Source organism: Polaromonas sp. C04 (genome assembly GCF_002002705.1).
GTDB lineage: Bacteria > Pseudomonadota > Gammaproteobacteria > Burkholderiales > Burkholderiaceae_C > Rhodoferax_A.
On record NZ_MUNS01000025.1, the window covers coordinates 70,393 to 88,571 of the forward strand.

An 18,179-nucleotide genomic window follows, 5' to 3' on the forward strand; every position below is an offset into this window, starting at 1 on the left:
GCGACAATTCTGCTCCCTTTGAATTTTCAATCCCCAATTTCACAAGTCACCCGTCATGTCCAGCACGCCCATTTACGAGGTTCGCCCCGCCACCCTGAACGATGCCCAGGCCGTCGCCGATATCCACGCCAGCGCGTCGCAGGCCGCCTACAAGGGGCTGGTGCCCGACGAGCATCTGGGCAGTCTGCCCGCGATCAAGCGCCTGTCACTGTGGCGCGAAGCCATCGAGTACGGCGACCCGCAGGTGGTGGTGGCGCTGCAGGGTGACAAGGTGGTCGGCTTCGCCGGCTTTGACCGCTCGCGCGACAAGGGCACGCCGGCCACTACCGGAGAAATCTGGGCCATCTACGCGGCGCCCGCGCATTGGGACCAGGGCGTTGGCCTGGCGCTGTGGGACGGCGCGCGCGAGGGGCTGCTGGAAGAAGGCTGCACCAACGTGACGGCCTGGGTTCCGCTGCGCAACGAGCGCGCCCTGCGCTTTTTTGAGCTCGCCGGTTTCAAGCGCGAACTGTCCACGGCCAAGACGGTGCCCATGGGCGCCATCAAGGTGGAAGAGATCCGCCTCAAGCGCGCGCTGGCCTGACGACGGCCAGAGGCCATGTCAAAGGGCGGGCCTGCCCGCGTCAAGCGGTTTGCAGGCGCAGCAGTCGCGCCGCTTCTTCGGCCCGCGCATCGCCAATCTCGCGCAGCACGCCATCCAGGTCCACCGCCTTGCGGCTGCGCTCGAAACGGCCGGTGAGCGCCACGTCGGGGTGCAGCGCGCTGGCGGCATACAGGGCCCATATTTCGCGGCCATAGTTGGTGCTCAGCAGCTCGGGCGCAAACTGGCCGAAATAGTTCCGCAGGTTGGCCACATCGCGCTCCAGCATGGCGGGTGCGTGGTTGTTGCCCGCCGCGTCGATGGCTTGCGGCAGGTCGATGATGACCGGGCAGGCCTGGCCGTCGGCGCCCACGCCCATCAGGATGTTGAATTCGCTCAGGTCGCCATGCACCACGCCGGCACACAGCATGCGCACCACTTCCTGGATCAGCGTCTGGTGGTGCTGGCGCGCCTGCTCGGGCGTGAAGGCGAGGTCGTTCAGGCGCGGGGCCGCGTCGCCGTCGGCATTGGTCACCAGCTCCATCAGCAGCACGCCCTCGTGAAAGTGGTAGGGCCTGGGCACCCGTACGCCGGCCGCGGCCAGCCGGTACAGCGCGTCGACCTCGGCGTTTTGCCAGGCTTGCTCCTGCACCTCGCGCCCATAGCGCGTGCCCTTGGCCATGGCGCGCGCCTGCCGGCTGTTTTTGGTCTTGCGGTTTTCGGTGTAGTCCACCGCCTGGCGAAAGGCCCGCTTGTTGGCTTCCTTGTAGACCTTGGCGCAGCGCGTCTCGGCACCGCAGCGCACCACGAACACCATGGCTTCCTTGCCGCTCATGAGCTGGCGCACGACGCTGTCGATCAGGCCGTCTTCCATCAGCGGCACCAGTCTGGGGGGTATTTTCATGGGGTCATTTTGCGCCGCGTGCGTCAGTGCAGGTGCAGCAGAACCGCCAGGTAGTCAAAAAACAGGCAGTACAGCGCGATCGGCAAGGGCAACCCCAGCATCGTGCCGGCCAGGTACTGGCGAAACTTGACGCCCGACAGGGCCAGCGCCGCGTTCAGTGCGGGCAGGGTCTGGAACATGGTGCGCAGCAGGGCGATGCTGGTGACGGGCTGCGCGTGCAGGCGGCCGAGGATCTTGCGCGCCCACTTGCTTTTGAGCTGCAGCAGGGCGTCGCCGCCAACGAGGCGGATGATCAGGAAGGTGATGGCGCACGACATCACGGCCGCGATGTAGGTCACCACGCCGCCCCACACGCGGCCCAACGCGAGCACGGCCGCGGCCAGGAAAATCCAGCCCGGTATCTGGATCAGGTTGCCGAGCGAAAACATGGCGACAAAGATCAGCACACCGCCGAGCTTGTGCGCCAGGAAGGCGTCACGCAGGAACGCCAGGCTGAAGTTGTCGCGCAGGCCGGTGAACTGGAAAACGGCGAGCAGGGCGACGAAAAAAACGACCACGCCGAGCAGTCGCCGGTATGGGTTCATGGCCGCTTTCTTAAGGAAAATAGGCCCGTAGCCCATACAGGGTATAGGCAGGTAGCTATCAAAACCATAGTTACCCGATCAGCGTTGCATACGTCCGGCGCAGCTCGCGCTTGAGCAGTTTGCCGCTGGGGTTCTTCGGCAGCGCCTGCGCAAACACCACGTGCTTGGGACTCTTGAAGCTGGCCATGCCGGCCGCGCAATGCGCCATCACCTCGTCCGCGCTCAGCGACTGGCCGGCCTTGACCACGACCACGGCGGTGACCGCCTCGACCCAGCGCGGGTGCGGCAGGCCGATCACCGCGACCTCGGACACCTGGGGCAGGCGGTAGATCATTTCTTCCACCTCGCGGCTGGCGACGTTTTCGCCGCCGGTCTTGATCATGTCCTTCTTGCGGTCCACCACCGTGATGTAGCCCTCGTCGTCAATGGTGGCCAGGTCGCCCGAGTGGAACCAGCCGCCCTCGAATGCCGCCCGGGTGCGCTCGTCGTCGTGGAAGTAGCCCAGCATCAGGTGCGGCGAGCGGTGCACGATCTCGCCCACCGCGCCGGGGGTCACGTCACGCATCTGGTCGTCCACCACGCGGGTTTCCACATTCAGCACGGCGCGCCCGCACGAACCCGGTTTGCGCAACTGGTCGTCGGGGCCGAGCATGGTGGCCAGCGGCGCGATCTCGGTCTGGCCGTACAGGTTCCACAGCCGCACCTGGGGCAGCCGCGCCGCCAATTCGCGCAGCACCTCCACCGGCATGATGGAGGCGCCGTAGTAGCCCTTGGCCAGCGACGAAAGATCGGTCTGATCGAACAGCGGCGAGCGCAGCAGCGCGATCCATACCGTCGGGGGCGCGAAAAAGGAGGTGATGCGGTGCCGCGCGATCAGCGGCAGCAGGTTGTCGGGCACGGGTTTGCTGGTGATGACATTGGTCCCGCCCACATAGATGGCCGGGCCGAAGAACACATCGAGCTGCGCGCAGTGGTACAGCGGCAGCGCATGCAGCGCCAGGTCATCGCTGGCAATGCTCGCGTCCACCACGCAGCTCACGTACTGCCACAGCACGGCATCGTGCGTCAGCATGGCACCCTTGGGAGTGGACTCGGTGCCGCTGGTGTAGACGATCTGCGCCAGGTCGGTGCTGTCCAGCGCAACCTCGGGCAATTCGGCGGTGCTGGCGGCCAGCGCGTCAAACGGGGTCATGCCGGGCGCCGGTTCGCTCGGATCTTCTGACGGCAGCCAGACCAGTTCGCGCACCGAGGTGTCCAGCGCGGCCGCCGCGCGGGCCAGTTCGGCCAGTGCGCTGTCGGTGGCCAGCATCTGCGCGCCCGCATGGCGCAGGATGTAGGCCACCTCGTCGGCTTTGAGCATGAAGTTGATCGGCACCAGCACCGCGCCGAGTCGCGCCAGCGCAAAACGCAGCGCGGCAAAGGCGTGCGAGTTGCGCGCGAGGATGGCGACGCGGTCGCCCTTGCCGACGCCGCGCCCGGCCAGACCCGCCGCCACGCGTTCGGTGATGCGCTCGAATTCGGCATAGCTCCAGGTCGTGCTGCCGCAGATGACGGCGGTCTTGGCGGGGGTGCGGCGCGCGCTGCGGCGCAGGATATCGGCCAGCGTCTGGCGTCGAATCATCGGGTTCATGGCGTCTCCTTTGTCGGGGCCCGCGGCCAGGCCCCAAGGCGCACTTTACCCGCCGTCTGTGGTTCCGGCTCTTTGCATCCGGGTCAGGGAGACGACGGCATCGGGGCCGCGTTTGCCCGGGTCCGCCTGCAGGGGCTCGAAAATCTGTTGCCCGGATGAGACATAGGGCATCATCGAGTCGGCGATTTGCTGCTGCAGCCGGGCGATTCGCTGCGTGTACATCGTTGCCAGCGCGGCATGATGTTCCGCCGCAGCCTCATGCTCGATGCGGGCGAGATTGGCTTCCTCCAGGTATTCCTGGGCCTTGCGGATATGAGCCTCAGGGCGCGTGTGGAAAAGATCGAGTCGCATATCAACCTCCGAAAGCGAAGAGCCAATGGAACGTGTGACCGAAACGCAATCCATTGAAGCAGAAACAACACCTTTTGCGCAAGTCCCGGCGGCCCCGCATGTGTGGATTCCCGGCCCAGGCCGGCGGGTCAGTTCAATGCTTGACCTTGATGCGACTGATTTTCGTGCCTTCGATGCTCAGGCTCACCATCAGCCCCTGCTGGTCGAAAATGAAGGCATAGGCGTCGTTCTTCAGGGTTGACGTCGACAGATTTCTGCCCACCCCTTCATCGACGACGACGACGGTGGGCCCGACGCCGATTTCCCATCCCTTCGACTCGTTCAGATAGTGCAGGGCCTTGTTGTTCATCAGGAACACCACATAGCCATACGATTGGGCGCCGGCCTGCCAGCCCCAGGACGCGGAAACCGAGTTGTAGTAGCCGGCCACGTGCGAACCCTCCATGAGGACGCCCTCGCCATAACTGCCGCCGAAGACCAGCCCGGCTTTCAGGATTTTGGGGAAAACCAGAATGGCCTTGGCCTTTTTGGAAATGGCTTCGGCCGCGGGATTGGTCTTGTACAGGGCTTGCAGGGCTTGGGCGGATTCCGCATTCAGATCCTCGGCGGTGGCGGCATTCGCCTGAACGCCAACTGCGCCCAGCGAGAGTACGGCGGCAGCCACGAGAAGAAATTTGTACAAAGTGCGACGCATGGTATCCATGGTTCTATCCCTTTGTGGGCTTGACATCTTGGCGGGTGAACTCGAAAACGTCTGTGGTTGAATCATGCGGGTTCTCCTGTTGCTGAATCGACGAAAGGCGATTTCAGCGGGCTGGCGCCAGCCGCACCGCAGGGATGCGCTACTCCAGCCGAAAGCCTACTTTGATCGTGACCTGGTAGTGTGAAACCTTCCCGTCCACGATATGGCCTCGCGACTCGAGCACTTCATACCAATCCATGTGCTTGACCGTGAGCGCTGCCTTGGCAATCGCATCGCGTATCGCGTGATCGCTACCCTCGGTTGAGCTGCCGACCAGTTCAAAAATCTTGTAAGTGTGTGCGGACATGATGGTTCCCCATGGTGAAAGCCGGACCTGAAAAGAATGTTCTTCCCCAGCCATGCGCCATGGTGCGCCGGAACGCCGGAACGTGTCAACGCATGCCAGCGGACTGCGGCTTCCCCCGAACCGGCAGTACAAACCAGGCCACGGCAATGGCGAGAACGGCACCCGTGCTCAGCGCCATCAGGCGTGTTCCGAGCAAGGCCGCCGCATCCTGCCCCTGGTAGCTGTAGAGCAGGGAAAGGCTGGCCGTCAGGCCGGCGACCCACCAGGCGTAACCAACGGGTCGCAGCCCAATAGAAACCGTCAAAATCGCCAGCAGTGCGGCAAGCGTGGCCGGGCTGTTCGCGGCAAACACGCCGGCGACCATCGATGCTCCAACGGTGCCGGCTGCCGCGCCGACGAGTCGGTGCACACCCTTGTTCAGAACTTCCGCCCTGACGAGAGTCCCGTTCAATACCAGGAAGGCAGACAGGGCTGACCACGTCCAGTGGTCGGCAAACAGGACTGGACCTGTCAAGCATGCGCAGGCCATCGCCAGGGACATCTGCACTGTCGCGCTTCGACGGGCCTCGTTTCTTCTAGCCAACTCAGCGGCATGCAGCGCCGACTTCGGATGCGCGCCCCGCTCCCGGTGGACAGCCATGCGGGGTACGAGCCAGTCCAGGATACCGACCCAGCCGTAAGCCAGCACGACCACTGCGATTGTGAGGACGGCCCGCGTGGGCTCGTTGGTGCCTGCATGCGTCTGTGGTGTGATCAAGGCGAGGCGCACGGCGAGCCCCGCCCCGACACCTGCGATCGCAAATGCCCTGCCCCGACCGCGCAGCCACTTCGAGGCCGCCGCCGCCAGGATCAGCAGCCCCATGCCCACAACCGCATTCCAGCTGAGCAAGGCCGGCAACTCCACCGCCAGGATGGACATCAGCGCTATCACGGCAAAGCTGATGGCACGCTCCGACATTCGAAAGTCGTGTGGCAAGCGAATAACGACGAGCGGAAGCAGCACCGCCAGGATGGAAAGCTCAATGTCGACGGGGACGAACTTCGAGAGCAGCGCCAGCGAACCGACGCTGAGCAGCATGGCGGCGACGGTGCGCGCCGAGTTGCGCGCCGAGTTCCGAAGTCGCGTGAGGCCTTGTGCAAGTTTGGGCGGCATGGGGCGGGCTGATTTGGAGCAGGCGCGCTGGAGGGCAGCACCGCCAAGTGGAAAGGCTCATGGCGCCATTCACTGCGTTACGGGGGGATTTGGCGGAAGCGGTGAGATTCGAACTCACGGACGGTTTCCCGTCGCCGGTTTTCAAGACCGGTGCAATCGACCACTCTGCCACGCTTCCCAAGCCGGCCATTTTAGCCGGCTTGGAGCATGCCTTTGGTTTCGATGAACGAGATTACCTCATTCAAGCCGCTGCGGGTCTTCAGGTTGGTCATCACAAAGGGCTTGAGCCCGCTGGCCGTGGTGCGCATGCGCCGGGTGTCGGCTTCCATGATGCCGAGGTCCGCGCCCACATAGGGCGCCAGGTCGGTCTTGTTGATCACGAACAGATCGCTCTTGGTGATGCCGGGGCCGCCCTTGCGCGGGATTTTTTCACCGCCGGCCACGTCGATCACATAAATCGTCAGGTCACTCAGTTCAGGGCTGAAGGTGGCGGCCAGGTTGTCGCCGCCGCTTTCCACGAACACGATGTCGGCATCGGGGAAATCCAGCAGCATGTGGTCGATCGCCGCGAGGTTGATGGAGGCATCTTCGCGGATGGCGGTGTGCGGGCAGCCGCCGGTCTCGACACCCATGATGCGCTCGGCCGGCAGCGCACCGCTCACCGTTAGCAGACGCTGATCTTCCTTGGTGTAGATGTCGTTGGTGATGACGACCAGATCGTATTTGTCGCGCATGCCTTTGCACAGCATCTCCAGCAACGTGGTCTTGCCGGAGCCGACCGGTCCGCCAATACCCACGCGCAGGGGCGGCAGCGTCTTGGTGCGATAGGGAATGCCATGCAGACTCATGATCGAAACAACCTCGAATATTGGGTTTCGTGCTGGCTTGAGAGGATCGCCAGCATCGGGGCAAAGGCCTGGCGTTCGCTGTCCATCAGCCCCATGGCGTGATCCACGGCAGACGGGATTTCATCGGCCAGCCGGGCCAGAATGCGCTGCCCCGCATTCTGGCCGAGTGGCACGGACTTGACGGCGGCCTGGACCATGTTCTCGGCCCAGCCAAAGGCAAACGCCAGCAGGCAGTCGCGCACGCTGGCCTGTGTGGCCGAGGCCGCCAGTGCGAAGATGACCGGGTAAGTCGGCGGCATCTGCGCGCAGGCGTCGAGCTGGGGCTGGGTTGCCGTGGCCTGGTTGCGCAGCCACAGCAACAGCGACTGGCCCATCTGCCCGGTCTGCAGGCGCAGCTCGCTGGCCTCCCGGGTGTGCAGCACCCAGGCATTGAGCTCGCCCAGGCGCTGCAGGTCGCCGTGCCGCCAGGCCGCAATCGCCTTGGCCACCACGGCCAGATCGCCGCGTGCCAATGTCAAGTGAAGTTGATCCACCAGCCAGTCGGATGCTATTGTTTCAGTAGCTGCTCCCGCCCTTTCCACAAAGGCTTCCAGCCCTTCGGAGTAGGAGAACCCGCCGACCGGCAAGGCCGGGGAGGCGAGCCAGATCAGCTGCAGCAGGCTCGGTGCTGGCAGGCGCTCGGTATCTTTGGGCGCACGCATCAGTGGTTGTGGTGGCCGTGATCGTGACCATGCGCATGGTCATGCGCTTCGGCGGCGTAGGCGCCGCCCTCAGGCTCAAACGCTTCATGCGCCGGGTTCACAACCAGATGCATGGAACGCAGCAGGTCGGCCAGCACGTGATCGGGCTCGATTTTGAGGTGATCGGGTTGAAGCTCGATCGGCACATGGCGGTTGCCCAGGTGATAGGCCGCGCGCGTGAGGTCGAACGCTGTTCCGTGCTCTGCACACTGGGTGATGCGCAGCACGGCCTGCGGGGCGGCAATCATGCGGATCAGCGAGCCATCCTGGGCCACCAGCACGTCGCCGCCGCGCACCACCGTGCCGCGCGGCAGGAAGACGCCCAACGCGCGGCCGAGCGAGTCGGTTGCATCGAAACGGCTTTTCTGGCGCACATCCCAGTCGAGCTCGACGGTGGCCGCGCGCTTGACCAGGGCGCCGGCCAGGCCGGCCCCCTTGGCGATGAGTCTGGACACCTGCAGCATCAGAACAAAAAGTAGCGTTGTGTCATGGGCAGGCTGGCGGCGGGCTCGCACGTGAGCAAGCGGCCGTCGGCGCGCACTTCGTAAGTCTGCGCATCCACCTCCATCCGGGGGGCGTAGTCGTTGTGGATCATGTGGCGCTTGCCGAGGCCGCGAATGCCCCGCACGGCACTCAGGGGTTTGGCCAGCCCGAAACGCTCCTTGATGCCGGCCCGTAAACCGGCCTGCGACACAAATGTGAGCGAGGATTTGGCCAGCGCGCCGCCAAAGGCGCCGAACATCGGGCGGTAGTGCACGGGCTGCGGCGTCGGAATGGAGCCGTTGGGGTCGCCCATGGCCGCCATGGCGATGACGCCGCCCTTGAGGATGAGGGCGGGCTTGACGCCAAAAAACGCCGGCGACCAGAGCACCAGATCGGCCCATTTGCCGATTTCAATCGAGCCCACCTCGTGCGCGACGCCGTGCGCGATCGCCGGATTGATGGTGAACTTGGCGGCATAGCGCTTGACCCGGAAGTTGTCGTTGCGCTGCTGGGTCTCGACCGGCTCAGCCTGCCCGGGAGGAGCCAGCCAGCCGCGCTGCTGCTTCATCTTGTGCGCAGTCTGCCAGCAGCGGATGATGACCTCGCCGACCCGTCCCATCGCCTGCGAATCGCTGGAGAACATGCTGATGGCGCCAAGGTCATGCAGCACGTCCTCGGCCGCGATCGTCTCCTTGCGGATGCGGCTCTCGGCAAAGGCCAGATCCTCGGCGATGGCCGGATTCAGGTGGTGGCACACCATCAGCATGTCCACATGCTCGTCCAGCGTGTTGACCGTGTAGGGGCGCGTCGGATTGGTGGAGGAGGGCAGCACATTGGCTTCGCCCACGACTTTCAGAATGTCCGGTGCGTGACCGCCGCCCGCGCCCTCGGTGTGGAAGGTGTGGATGGTGCGGCCCTTGAAGGCGGCGATGGTGTCTTCCACGAAGCCGGACTCGTTCAGGGTGTCGGTGTGGATGGCGACCTGGATGTCGGTGGCTTCGGCCACGTTCAGGCAGTTGTCGATGGCGGCCGGCGTGCTGCCCCAGTCCTCGTGCAGCTTCAATCCCATGACCCCGGCGTTGACCTGCTCGTGCAGGGCGCCCGGCAGGCTGGTGTTGCCCTTGCCCAGGAAACCCAGGTTCATCGGGAAGGCATCTGCTGCCTGCAGCATGCGCTCGATGTTCCACGGGCCCGGCGTGCACGTGGTGGCCAGGGTGCCGGTGGCCGGGCCGGTGCCGCCACCGATCATGGTGGTCACGCCCGAGCTCAGCGCCTCCTCGATCTGCTGCGGCGAAATGAAATGAATATGGGTGTCGACGCCGCCGGCGGTGACGATGCGGCCCTCGCAGCTGATGATTTCCGTGCCGGGGCCGATGATCATGTCCACGCCGCTCTGGGTGTCCGGGTTGCCCGCGTTGCCGATGGCCGCGATACGGCCGTCTTTCAGGCCGATGTCGGCCTTGACGATGCCCCAGTGGTCGATGATCAGCGCGTTCGTCAGTACGGTGTCCATGGCTCCTGCAGCGCGCGTGCGCTGGCTCTGCGCCATCCCGTCGCGGATGGTCTTGCCGCCGCCGAACTTCACTTCCTCGCCGTAGCCGCCGCCGCGCAGGGTGAAGTCCTGCTCCACCTCGATGATCAGGTCCGTATCCGCAAGCCGGACCCGGTCGCCCACCGTGGGGCCGAAGATTTCGGCATAGGCGCGCCGCCCGATGCGGGCCATCACACGACTCCCCTGGGCGGCGTATTGAGCGCCCCCATGACGTCGCCGTGAAAGCCGAACACGCGGCGCTCCCCGGCGTAGTCCACCAGTTCCACCGTGCGCTGCTGGCCCGGCTCGAAACGCACGGCGGTGCCGGAGGTGATGTTCAGGCGCATGCCGCGCGCCGCGCCGCGGTCGAAGCGCAGCGCGGCGTTGGTTTCCGCGAAGTGGTAGTGCGAGCCGACCTGAATGGGCCGGTCGCCCGTGTTTTCCACCACCATGGGGAGCGTGCGGCGTCCCACGTTGAGCGCGTGCTCGCCATCGTCGATGAAGAGTTCCCCGGGGATCATGGGTGTCCCTTCAGGCCAGTTGCATCAGCAACGCGCCGCCGAGCGTGCTGACGGCGCCGCCGGCCAGGCGCGGCCACCACGGGCTGCGCGAGCGCAGCGCCAGGCCCAGCCCCAGGCCGGTGATATGCAGGGCGGCCGTGCACAGCAGCATGCCGGCCAGGGTGGGCCAGATGCTGGCGTCACCCGCGAGTTCCGAGCCATGCGCCACGCCATGAAACACCGCAAACAAGCCGACCAGCGCCGCCGCCAGCGCCGCGGGTGCGTGTGTCCGCGTCGCCACCAGCAGTCCCAGGACCAGCAGGGATGCGGCGATCATGGGCTCCACCGCGGGCAGTCGCAGCCCCGCCAGCCCGATCAGCGCGCCGACCAGCAGCATGGACACGAAGGCCAGCGGCGTGACCCACAGGCGGCGCGCCGTCAGCGCGCTCCACAGGCCGACCGACAGCATGGCGCCCAGGTGATCGGCTCCGGTCAGCGGGTGCAGCAGGCCTGCCACAAACCCCCTGGCGTGATGGGCGCCCCCGTCCAGTCCGGTATGCGCCAGCGCCCAGACGGGCAGCAGCGCCGCCAGGCCCAACAGGAAGGTGCGGATGTGTCGTGAAGTCATGCCGGGATCTCCATGGATAGTGGGGTGGGACCATCAGACGATGGGCTGGTGCACCGTGACCAGTTTGGTGCCGTCGGGAAAGGTGGCTTCCACCTGGATGTCGGCGATCATCTCGGCGATGCCGTCCATCACGTCGGCACGCGTCAGGATGGTGCGGCCTTCGCTCATGAGCTGTGCCACCGTCTTGCCGTCGCGCGCACCCTCCATGACCGCGGCGGAGATCAGTGCCACGGCCTCGGGGTAGTTGAGCCTGAGTCCGCGCGCACGCCGGCGCTCGGCCAGCAGGGCGGCCGTGAAGATCAGCAGCTTGTCTTTTTCGCGTGGCGTCAGTTCCATGGGGTGCAGATCAGGTCAGGCGGAATGGGCAATTCATTGTGCAGCAACTTGCGTTCCAGGCACACCCCCGGCGCATTTTTCAGGTGCGGCCCCGCCGTCTGGCATCCAACGCACCTTGCAGGTGCCGCGCGGTGCCCGAAACGGTGCGTTCGTGAGCGATTTCGACGACTGCACGCTCGCGAGCGGGACGCACGGGCCTGGCATGGAGCTTGCTGATACCGGGTCGATCTGATTGTGGATCGCAACTTTCTTGGAGAAGAGAAATGAACCGACGAGGGAATCTCAAGGCGGTCGCCGTAGCGGCTGCCGTTGCCAGCGGCGCGTTTGCCTTTGCGCCCCAGGCGTTCGCACAGGACACCATCAAGGTTGGCATCCTGCATTCGCTGTCGGGCACGATGGCGATTTCGGAGACGGCGCTGAAAGACATGGCGTTGATGACCATCGAGGACATCAACAAGCATGGCGGTGTCATGGGCAAGCAGCTCGAGCCCGTGGTGGTCGACCCGGCGTCCAACTGGCCGCTGTTCGCCGAGAAGACCAAGCAGCTGCTGGGGCAGGACAAGGTGGCCGTGATCTTCGGCTGCTGGACCTCGGTGTCGCGCAAGTCGGTGCTGCCGGTCATCGAGGAAATGAACGGCCTGCTGTTCTACCCGGTGCAATACGAAGGCGAAGAGCTCAGCAAGAACGTGTTCTACACCGGCGCCGCGCCCAATCAGCAGGCCATCCCCGCGGTGGAATACCTGATGAGCAAGGAGGGTGGGGGTGCCAAGCGCTTCGTGCTGCTGGGCACCGACTACGTGTACCCGCGCACCACCAACAAGATCCTGCGCGCCTTCCTGCACAGCAAGGGCGTGAAGGACTCCGACATCGACGAGAAGTACACGCCCTTCGGTCACAGCGACTACCAGACCATCGTGGCCGACATCAAGAAGTTCTCGCAGGGCGGCAAGACGGCCGTGATCTCCACCATCAATGGCGATTCCAACGTGCCCTTCTACAAGGAACTCGGCAACGCCGGCCTGAAGGCCAAGGACGTACCGGTGGTGGCCTTCTCGGTGGGCGAAGAGGAACTGCGCGGCGTCGACGCCAAGCCGCTGGTGGGGCATCTGGCTGCGTGGAACTACTTCATGTCGCTCAAAAACCCGACCAATGCCGCCTTCATCAAGCAGTGGAGCGAATACGCCAAAGCCAGGAAGCTGCCGGGACAGGCGGACAAGCCGCTGACCAATGACCCGATGGAAGCGACATGGATCGGCATCCATATGTGGAAGCAGGCCGTGGAGAAGGCGAAATCCACCGACACCGACAAGGTGATCGCGGCAATGGCGGGTCAGACCTTCAAGGCGCCCGACGGATTCACCGTCGAGATGGACCCGAAGAACCACCACCTGCACAAGCCGGTGTTCATCGGCGAGATTCGCGCCGACGGCCAGTTCAGCGTGGTGTGGAGGACGCCCGCGCCGATCAAGGCCCAGCCCTGGAGTCCCTACATCGAAGGCGACGACAAGAAGCCCGACTATCCGGCCGGCAAGTCGTCCTGAGCAGGCGGGCGCCGGCCATTCCCTGGTGAGATTCTTCATGCTTCGGCGATCGATCCAGGCCGTGTTGGCGGCGCTGCTGATGGCAGGTGCCGCTCACGCGCTCACGCCCGATGAGGCCGTGGCCATGGCAACCGGCGAGACCGGCGACCGTGTGGCGGCCATCAACAAGGCGGTCCTGAGCGCCGATGCGAAAACGGCCGACTTCCTTCAGGCCCTGGCCGACGATGCGGTCAAGACCACCCCCACCCACGTCTATGTCATGAAGGACGAGAAAGGCTACGACCCCGTCACCGGCAACCCGCTGCGGGTACCCGACGACGCAGAGGATGTGATCAACAACAACCTGCTGCGCAGCACGCTCGACTCCGCGATGGCGGCACTCAAGCTGTCCAGTCTTGATGAGAAGGTGCGTGCGGACGCGGTGCAGACGCTGCTCAACGAGCCCGACGAATCGCGCCTGCCGCTGGTGGAGAAGGCGCTGGCGGCCGAAAGCAATCCCCAGATCAAGGCCAGGCTCGAGCGCGTGCGCGCTGCCAGCATGCTCGACAGCCTTGATAAGGCGCACCGGCTCGAAGCAGCCGCCACACTGGGGAATAGCCGCAGCCCCGAGGTCAAACTGCTGCTCAACGAGCGCCTGGGCAAGGAAGACGACGCTGCGGTCAAGGCGGCGCTGCGGGCGGCGGTGCGCAGCATCGACAGCCGGCTGGTCTGGGGCGACCGCATCAACGCCATTTTCAGCGGCATCAGCCTGGGCTCGGTACTGCTGCTCGCCGCGCTCGGCCTGGCGATCACCTACGGCCTGATGGGCGTCATCAACATGGCGCACGGTGAGCTGATCATGATTGGTGCCTATGCCACCTATGTGATGCAGGGACTGTTCCAGAAATACCTGCCGGCGGCGGCCTTTGGCTGGTACCTGGTGGCGGCGATTCCGGTCGCGTTCCTGGCGTCGGCGCTGGTCGGTGCGCTGCTGGAGCGCGGCGTGATCCGTTTCCTGTATGGCCGGCCGCTCGAAACACTGCTCGCCACCTGGGGCATCAGCCTGGTGCTGCAGCAAGGGGTGCGCTCGCTGTTCGGCGCCCAGAACGTGGGTGTCGAAAACCCGGGCTGGATGAGCGGAGGTTTCACCATGCTCGGCAACGTCACGCTGCCATGGAACCGTATCTGCATCATCATTTTCGCGGCACTGGTGCTGCTCGCGATGGGCTGGCTGATCGGCCGCACGCGGCTCGGCCTGTTCGTGCGCGGTGTCACGCAAAACCGGCCGATCGCATCCTGCATGGGCGTGAATACGGCGCACGTCGACACCTACGCGTTCGCGCTGGGCTCCGGTATCGCGGGGCTCGCGGGCTGTGCGCTTTCGCAGATCGGCAATGTCGGACCCGACCTCGGCCAGAGCTACATCGTCGATTCGTTCATGGTCGTGGTGATGGGTGGTGTCGGCCAGCTCGCCGGCACCGTGTATGCGGCCATGGGCCTGGGCATTCTCAACAAGTTCATCGAGGGCTGGGCCGGCGCCGTGCTCGCAAAGATCGCGGTGCTCGTTTTCATCATCATCTTCATCCAGAAGCGTCCCCAGGGCATCTTCGCCATGCGGGGCCGCAGCGCGGAAACATGACCCACCCCTGTTGCCTGCTCACTTCGTGTAGCCGCCTCCCCCCTCAAGGGGGCGACACCAGCGGCCCGGCCAAGCCGGTTCCGCGGTGTCACTGGAACGGGCTTCGCTTCGCTTGCCTTGATCTGCCGCCATGACTCGGATCTCACTTCCTCCACAGACGCAGCTCTTCAATGCCGGGGGCTGGGTTGCATTCTGCGTGGCGTTGATCGCGGTGTGCGCCGTCGCGCCGCTGCTGAACCTGGTGGTGCCCCGGGGCAGTCTGTTCCACCTGAGCGACTACGCGGTGGCCCTGGTCGGCAAGATCATGTGCTACGCCATCTGCGCGCTCGCGATGGACCTGATCTGGGGCTATACCGGCATTCTGAGCCTGGGGCATGGTGTGTTTTTTGCGCTCGGCGGCTATGCGATGGGCATGTACCTCATGCGCCAGATCGGCCGTGACGGCAACTACAAGAGCGACCTGCCCGACTTCATGGTGTTCCTCGACTGGAAGGCGCTGCCCTGGCACTGGACCTTCAGTGGCAGCTTCGTCGCCACCCTGTTCCTGATCGTCGCGGTGCCCGGTCTCGTGGCCTTCGTGTTCGGCTACTTCGCGTTCCGCTCGCGCATCAAGGGCGTGTACTTCTCCATCATCACGCAGGCCATGACCTACGCCGCGATGCTGCTGTTCTTCCGCAACGAAACCGGTTTCGGCGGCAACAACGGGTTTACCGATTTCAAGCGGATCCTGGGCATGCCGATTGCGACCCCGGCCATGCGCATGACGCTGTTCGTTCTTACTGGCCTGACGCTGCTGGCCTTCTTCCTGTTCGCACGCTGGCTGGTGCGCAGCAAATTCGGCCGCGTGCTGCAGGCCATCCGCGACGCCGAGACGCGCGTCATGTTCTCGGGTTACAACCCCATCGGCTACAAGCTCACCATCTGGGTCATCTCGGCCATCATGTGCGGCGTCGCCGGCGCGCTGTACGTGCCGCAGGTGGGCATCATCAATCCCGGCGAAATGAGTCCGGCCAACTCGATCGAGATCGCGATCTGGGCGGCGGTGGGGGGGCGCGCCACCTTGATCGGCCCGATCATTGGGGCCTTCATCGTGAACGGCGCCAAGAGCTGGCTGACCGAGGCGTATCCCGAATTCTGGCTGTATTTCCTGGGCGCCCTGTTCATCGCGGTGACGCTGTTCTTGCCGGATGGCGTGGTCGGCCTGGTCAGGAAGCTCAAGGAAGGTTTGAGATGACGCCCGACCTGCTGGAGGAAGGCGCGCGCCGCGTCGAGGCACATGCACAACTGGAGCAGCAGGGCCGGACCGCCTCCGGCGGGCGCGCGGCCGGTTTCGGCCGGGTCGCGACGCCGGGCGAGGTTGACGTCACGCACGGCCGCATTCTTTACCTGGAGGATGTGAGTGTGAGCTTCGACGGTTTCAAGGCGATCAACAAGCTGTCGCTCGACATCGCACCGGGTGAATTGCGCTGCATCATCGGCCCCAATGGCGCTGGCAAGACGACGATGATGGACATCATCACCGGCAAGACCCGGCCCGACGAAGGCACGGTGTTCTTTGGCAGCACCATCGACCTGCTGCGCTACAAGGAGGCCGAAATCGCCCAGCTCGGCATCGGCCGCAAGTTCCAGAAGCCCACCGTGTTCGAGCGGTTGACCGTGTTTGAAAACCTGGAACTGGCGCTCAAGACGGCCAAGGACGTGGCGTCATCCCTGTTCTTCAAGCTCGACTCGGCGCAAAGCGACCGGCTCGCCGAGGTGCTGCGCACCATTCACCTGTCCGACAGTGTGGCGCGCAGGGCGGGCAATTTGAGCCACGGCCAGAAGCAGTGGCTGGAGATCGGCATGCTGCTGATGCAGGCCCCCAGGCTGCTGCTGCTCGACGAGCCCGTGGCCGGCATGACCGACGAGGAGAGCGCGCGCACGGCCGAGCTGTTCCTCTCGCTCAAAGGCAAGCACTCGCTGATGGTGGTGGAGCACGACATGAGCTTCATCAAATCCATCTCCGAGATCGTGACTGTGCTGTGCGATGGATCGGTGCTGGCGCAGGGCACGCTGGACCAGGTGCAAGCCGACGAACGCGTGATCGAGGTCTACCTGGGAAGGTGATGACATGCTGAACGTCAGGAACATCAACCAGTACTATGGCGGCTCGCACATCCTGCGCGATGTAAGCCTGCAGGTCCACCTGGGCCGGGTCACCGTGCTGCTGGGTCGCAACGGCGTGGGCAAGACCACGCTGCTCAAGAGTCTGATGGGGCTGGTTCCCATCAAGACCGGCAGCATCGAATTCGACGGCAAGGCGATCCACCATGCCGCGCCTTACGAACGCGCGCGCGCCGGTATCGGCTTCGTGCCGCAAGGGCGCGAAATCTTCGCGCGGCTCACGGTGCAGGACAACCTGCGCATGGGGCTGGCGTACAAGAGCGCCAGCACGCCGATCCCCGCCGAGCTCTACGAGCTGTTCCCCGTGCTCAAGCAGATGCTGGGCCGGCGCGGCGGCGACCTCTCGGGCGGCCAGCAGCAGCAACTCGCGATCGCACGCGCGCTGGCAGCCAAGCCGAAGCTGTTGATCCTGGATGAGCCCACCGAAGGCATTCAGCCCAGCATCATCAAGGACATCGCCCGCGTGATCCGCGGCCTGGCCGACCACGGCCTGAACGGGGAAAAGGTGGCCATCCTGCTGGTGGAGCAGTACTACGACTTCGCGCAGGACCTGGCCGACGACTACCTGGTCATGGAGCGCGGCGAGTTCGTTGCGCGCGGGCAGGGCAAGGATATGCAAGCCGATGGCGTGCGGCGCCTGGTGGCCATCTGAGCACCGGTGATGCCGCGCCGCGCGGGCTGGCCAGGGGCGGCGCATCACCTCCGGCAAGTCAACGGCGGGTCAAGCCTGGCTGTGCGCCTTCACAAATCGATGGTACCCAAAGCCGCCGCCGAGGCGAGAGAACGCTTCATTCATCCTGATACGCCGGCGCAGCAGCTCCCGGGTCTGCATCGCCCCTGCGTCGGACATTTCATAAGGGAGGCTGGCTGCCAGATCCCTGTAGGACTTCGAGATGTACTGGCCGTCCGCCACTGCGCACATGCTGTCGGGGTGCAGTCTGAGCATGTAGCTGGCATCGCGCAGGACAGCGATCTTTCCGCCCGCCAGATCAATGCACTTGGACGTGTGCATGACATCTTCGGCAAACCCGGGTTTCCACGGCGGGTAGGTCTCGCGCCGGCCAATGGCGTGCATGGTTCCGAACTGGAGGCCGAACCGGTCAATGTCCATGGCGGGAAACTGCCCGATGTGGCGCACGACGCAACCGCTGTGGTTGCGGAAATATTGGGTGGGAGCCGTGGCGAAGCTGGCTTCGTGGGATTTGAAATACGAGACGGCCTGAGCCGCGAAGGCGGGCTCCAGACAGTCATCGTCATCAAGAACTGCAACCAGCGCGCCAGATGCGATCGTCAAGGCGCGGTTGCGGGCATGGGCCGGGCCGGTCTGCACCGCGTCGGACGGGACCACCCTGACGCGGGAATCCGAATGCGCCAGAGGGCTGTAGTCCTCGCCGTCATCGGGAGAGACAATCAACTCCCAGTCCTGCATCGTCTGGCGCTTCAGGGACTCCAGCGCCATCATCGCGAATCGAGGCCGCCCGCAGGCGGCCATCAGGAAAGAGATTGCAGGCTTGTTCATGGCGTCTCGACCTTCTCCCGA

21 protein-coding genes and 1 tRNA gene are annotated in these 18,179 nt (G+C 64.9%); 6 read left to right on the forward strand and 16 right to left on the reverse strand.

What is annotated here, in order from left to right; all coding sequences use genetic code 11:
• The first annotated feature begins 55 nt into the window (after window positions 1-55).
• Window positions 56-583: a GNAT family N-acetyltransferase gene (locus tag B0E49_RS06645; protein ID WP_077561401.1), complete on the forward strand. Its 528-nt coding sequence runs from the start codon at window positions 56-58 to the stop codon at window positions 581-583.
• A gap of 40 nt (window positions 584-623) precedes the next feature.
• On the opposite strand, the gene B0E49_RS06650 is transcribed toward B0E49_RS06645, so the two are convergent.
• The 15 genes from B0E49_RS06650 to B0E49_RS06720 all read right to left on the reverse strand — a co-directional run bounded on the left by B0E49_RS06650 (window position 624) and on the right by B0E49_RS06720 (window position 11,317).
• Entirely contained in the window at window positions 624-1,484 is an 861-nt protein-coding gene (locus B0E49_RS06650) for a PA4780 family RIO1-like protein kinase (protein WP_077561402.1), read from the reverse strand.
• 23 nt (window positions 1,485-1,507) lie between these two features.
• The gene (locus B0E49_RS06655; RefSeq protein ID WP_077561403.1) at window positions 1,508-2,068 is read right to left on the reverse strand and encodes a VTT domain-containing protein; all 561 of its coding nucleotides are present in this window, start codon (window positions 2,066-2,068) and stop codon (window positions 1,508-1,510) included.
• A gap of 70 nt (window positions 2,069-2,138) precedes the next feature.
• The gene (locus B0E49_RS06660; RefSeq protein ID WP_077561404.1) at window positions 2,139-3,698 is read right to left on the reverse strand and encodes an acyl-CoA synthetase; all 1,560 of its coding nucleotides are present in this window, start codon (window positions 3,696-3,698) and stop codon (window positions 2,139-2,141) included.
• Between the two features lie 45 nt (window positions 3,699-3,743).
• A complete protein-coding gene (locus B0E49_RS06665; RefSeq protein WP_077561405.1) occupies window positions 3,744-4,049 on the reverse strand; it encodes a hypothetical protein in 306 nt (101 codons plus the stop codon).
• Window positions 4,050-4,182: 133 nt separating this feature from the next.
• Window positions 4,183-4,818 carry a lipid-binding SYLF domain-containing protein gene (locus tag B0E49_RS06670; protein WP_286137852.1) on the reverse strand — a complete coding sequence of 212 codons (636 nt, stop codon included), beginning with the start codon at window positions 4,816-4,818 and terminating at the stop codon, window positions 4,183-4,185.
• Between the two features lie 73 nt (window positions 4,819-4,891).
• Window positions 4,892-5,098 carry a dodecin gene (locus tag B0E49_RS06675; protein WP_077561538.1) on the reverse strand — a complete coding sequence of 69 codons (207 nt, stop codon included), beginning with the start codon at window positions 5,096-5,098 and terminating at the stop codon, window positions 4,892-4,894.
• 85 nt (window positions 5,099-5,183) lie between these two features.
• The gene (locus B0E49_RS06680; RefSeq protein ID WP_077561407.1) at window positions 5,184-6,251 is read right to left on the reverse strand and encodes an FUSC family protein; all 1,068 of its coding nucleotides are present in this window, start codon (window positions 6,249-6,251) and stop codon (window positions 5,184-5,186) included.
• 90 nt (window positions 6,252-6,341) lie between these two features.
• Window positions 6,342-6,429, reverse strand: a tRNA-Ser gene (locus tag B0E49_RS06685).
• A 13-nt stretch (window positions 6,430-6,442) separates the two neighbouring features.
• Window positions 6,443-7,099 (reverse strand): urease accessory protein UreG, encoded by a 657-nt coding sequence (ureG, locus tag B0E49_RS06690; RefSeq protein WP_077561408.1) that lies wholly within the window; start codon window positions 7,097-7,099, stop codon window positions 6,443-6,445.
• A complete protein-coding gene (locus tag B0E49_RS06695; RefSeq protein ID WP_077561409.1) occupies window positions 7,096-7,800 on the reverse strand; it encodes an urease accessory protein UreF in 705 nt (234 codons plus the stop codon). The genes ureG and B0E49_RS06695 overlap by 4 nt, the downstream gene beginning before the upstream one ends.
• The gene (gene ureE / locus B0E49_RS06700; protein WP_077561410.1) at window positions 7,800-8,303 is read right to left on the reverse strand and encodes an urease accessory protein UreE; all 504 of its coding nucleotides are present in this window, start codon (window positions 8,301-8,303) and stop codon (window positions 7,800-7,802) included. Before ureE ends, B0E49_RS06695 begins: the two co-directional genes overlap by 1 nt.
• Window positions 8,303-10,045, reverse strand: a complete 1,743-nt coding sequence (gene ureC, locus B0E49_RS06705; protein ID WP_077561411.1) for an urease subunit alpha — start codon at window positions 10,043-10,045, stop codon at window positions 8,303-8,305. Before ureC ends, ureE begins: the two co-directional genes overlap by 1 nt.
• Window positions 10,045-10,374, reverse strand: coding sequence for an urease subunit beta (locus B0E49_RS06710; protein WP_077561412.1), 330 nt, complete (start codon window positions 10,372-10,374; stop codon window positions 10,045-10,047). Before B0E49_RS06710 ends, ureC begins: the two co-directional genes overlap by 1 nt.
• 10 nt (window positions 10,375-10,384) lie before the next feature.
• Complete coding sequence (locus B0E49_RS06715) at window positions 10,385-10,981, reverse strand: HupE/UreJ family protein (protein WP_077561413.1); 597 nt, start codon at window positions 10,979-10,981, stop codon at window positions 10,385-10,387.
• A gap of 33 nt (window positions 10,982-11,014) precedes the next feature.
• Window positions 11,015-11,317 (reverse strand): urease subunit gamma, encoded by a 303-nt coding sequence (locus tag B0E49_RS06720; RefSeq protein WP_077561414.1) that lies wholly within the window; start codon window positions 11,315-11,317, stop codon window positions 11,015-11,017.
• A 263-nt stretch (window positions 11,318-11,580) separates the two neighbouring features.
• Here B0E49_RS06720 and urtA point away from each other — a divergent pair, with 263 nt between their 5' ends.
• The 5 genes from urtA to urtE all read left to right on the forward strand — a co-directional run bounded on the left by urtA (window position 11,581) and on the right by urtE (window position 17,291).
• Window positions 11,581-12,858 (forward strand): urea ABC transporter substrate-binding protein, encoded by a 1,278-nt coding sequence (urtA, locus tag B0E49_RS06725; protein WP_077561415.1) that lies wholly within the window; start codon window positions 11,581-11,583, stop codon window positions 12,856-12,858.
• 37 nt (window positions 12,859-12,895) lie between these two features.
• Entirely contained in the window at window positions 12,896-14,476 is a 1,581-nt protein-coding gene (gene urtB, locus B0E49_RS06730; RefSeq protein ID WP_077561416.1) for an urea ABC transporter permease subunit UrtB, read from the forward strand.
• Window positions 14,477-14,606: 130 nt separating this feature from the next.
• Window positions 14,607-15,710 (forward strand): urea ABC transporter permease subunit UrtC, encoded by a 1,104-nt coding sequence (urtC, locus tag B0E49_RS06735; RefSeq protein ID WP_077561417.1) that lies wholly within the window; start codon window positions 14,607-14,609, stop codon window positions 15,708-15,710.
• Window positions 15,707-16,582: an urea ABC transporter ATP-binding protein UrtD gene (gene urtD / locus B0E49_RS06740; RefSeq protein ID WP_077561418.1), complete on the forward strand. Its 876-nt coding sequence runs from the start codon at window positions 15,707-15,709 to the stop codon at window positions 16,580-16,582. Before urtC ends, urtD begins: the two co-directional genes overlap by 4 nt.
• A 4-nt stretch (window positions 16,583-16,586) precedes the next feature.
• The gene (urtE, locus tag B0E49_RS06745) at window positions 16,587-17,291 is read left to right on the forward strand and encodes an urea ABC transporter ATP-binding subunit UrtE (RefSeq protein WP_077561419.1); all 705 of its coding nucleotides are present in this window, start codon (window positions 16,587-16,589) and stop codon (window positions 17,289-17,291) included.
• Window positions 17,292-17,360: 69 nt separating this feature from the next.
• On the opposite strand, the gene B0E49_RS06750 is transcribed toward urtE, so the two are convergent.
• Window positions 17,361-18,158, reverse strand: a complete 798-nt coding sequence (locus B0E49_RS06750; RefSeq protein ID WP_168175014.1) for a glycosyltransferase family 2 protein — start codon at window positions 18,156-18,158, stop codon at window positions 17,361-17,363.
• Window positions 18,159-18,179: the final 21 nt, after the last annotated feature.

Excerpts from the sequence above, each read along its gene's own strand:
- B0E49_RS06715 (WP_077561413.1), bottom strand. The coding sequence starts at position 10,981 with ATGACTTCACGACACATCCGCACCTTCCTGTTGGGCCTGGCGGCGCTG.
- B0E49_RS06660 (WP_077561404.1), bottom strand. The coding sequence starts at position 3,698 with ATGAACCCGATGATTCGACGCCAGACGCTGGCCGATATCCTGCGCCGC.
- urtB (WP_077561416.1), top strand. The coding sequence starts at position 12,896 with ATGCTTCGGCGATCGATCCAGGCCGTGTTGGCGGCGCTGCTGATGGCA.
- B0E49_RS06650 (WP_077561402.1), bottom strand. The coding sequence starts at position 1,484 with ATGAAAATACCCCCCAGACTGGTGCCGCTGATGGAAGACGGCCTGATC.
- B0E49_RS06695 (WP_077561409.1), bottom strand. The coding sequence starts at position 7,800 with ATGCGTGCGCCCAAAGATACCGAGCGCCTGCCAGCACCGAGCCTGCTG.
- B0E49_RS06665 (WP_077561405.1), bottom strand. The coding sequence starts at position 4,049 with ATGCGACTCGATCTTTTCCACACGCGCCCTGAGGCTCATATCCGCAAG.
- urtA (WP_077561415.1), top strand. The coding sequence starts at position 11,581 with ATGAACCGACGAGGGAATCTCAAGGCGGTCGCCGTAGCGGCTGCCGTT.
- B0E49_RS06710 (WP_077561412.1), bottom strand. The coding sequence starts at position 10,374 with ATGATCCCCGGGGAACTCTTCATCGACGATGGCGAGCACGCGCTCAAC.
- ureG (WP_077561408.1), bottom strand. The coding sequence starts at position 7,099 with ATGAGTCTGCATGGCATTCCCTATCGCACCAAGACGCTGCCGCCCCTG.
- ureE (WP_077561410.1), bottom strand. The coding sequence starts at position 8,303 with ATGCTGCAGGTGTCCAGACTCATCGCCAAGGGGGCCGGCCTGGCCGGC.
- B0E49_RS06645 (WP_077561401.1), top strand. The coding sequence starts at position 56 with ATGTCCAGCACGCCCATTTACGAGGTTCGCCCCGCCACCCTGAACGAT.
- urtC (WP_077561417.1), top strand. The coding sequence starts at position 14,607 with ATGACTCGGATCTCACTTCCTCCACAGACGCAGCTCTTCAATGCCGGG.
- B0E49_RS06720 (WP_077561414.1), bottom strand. The coding sequence starts at position 11,317 with ATGGAACTGACGCCACGCGAAAAAGACAAGCTGCTGATCTTCACGGCC.
- B0E49_RS06655 (WP_077561403.1), bottom strand. The coding sequence starts at position 2,068 with ATGAACCCATACCGGCGACTGCTCGGCGTGGTCGTTTTTTTCGTCGCC.
- B0E49_RS06675 (WP_077561538.1), bottom strand. The coding sequence starts at position 5,098 with ATGTCCGCACACACTTACAAGATTTTTGAACTGGTCGGCAGCTCAACC.
- urtD (WP_077561418.1), top strand. The coding sequence starts at position 15,707 with ATGACGCCCGACCTGCTGGAGGAAGGCGCGCGCCGCGTCGAGGCACAT.
- B0E49_RS06750 (WP_168175014.1), bottom strand. The coding sequence starts at position 18,158 with ATGAACAAGCCTGCAATCTCTTTCCTGATGGCCGCCTGCGGGCGGCCT.
- urtE (WP_077561419.1), top strand. The coding sequence starts at position 16,587 with ATGCTGAACGTCAGGAACATCAACCAGTACTATGGCGGCTCGCACATC.
- B0E49_RS06680 (WP_077561407.1), bottom strand. The coding sequence starts at position 6,251 with ATGCCGCCCAAACTTGCACAAGGCCTCACGCGACTTCGGAACTCGGCG.
- ureC (WP_077561411.1), bottom strand. The coding sequence starts at position 10,045 with ATGGCCCGCATCGGGCGGCGCGCCTATGCCGAAATCTTCGGCCCCACG.
- B0E49_RS06670 (WP_286137852.1), bottom strand. The coding sequence starts at position 4,818 with ATGATTCAACCACAGACGTTTTCGAGTTCACCCGCCAAGATGTCAAGC.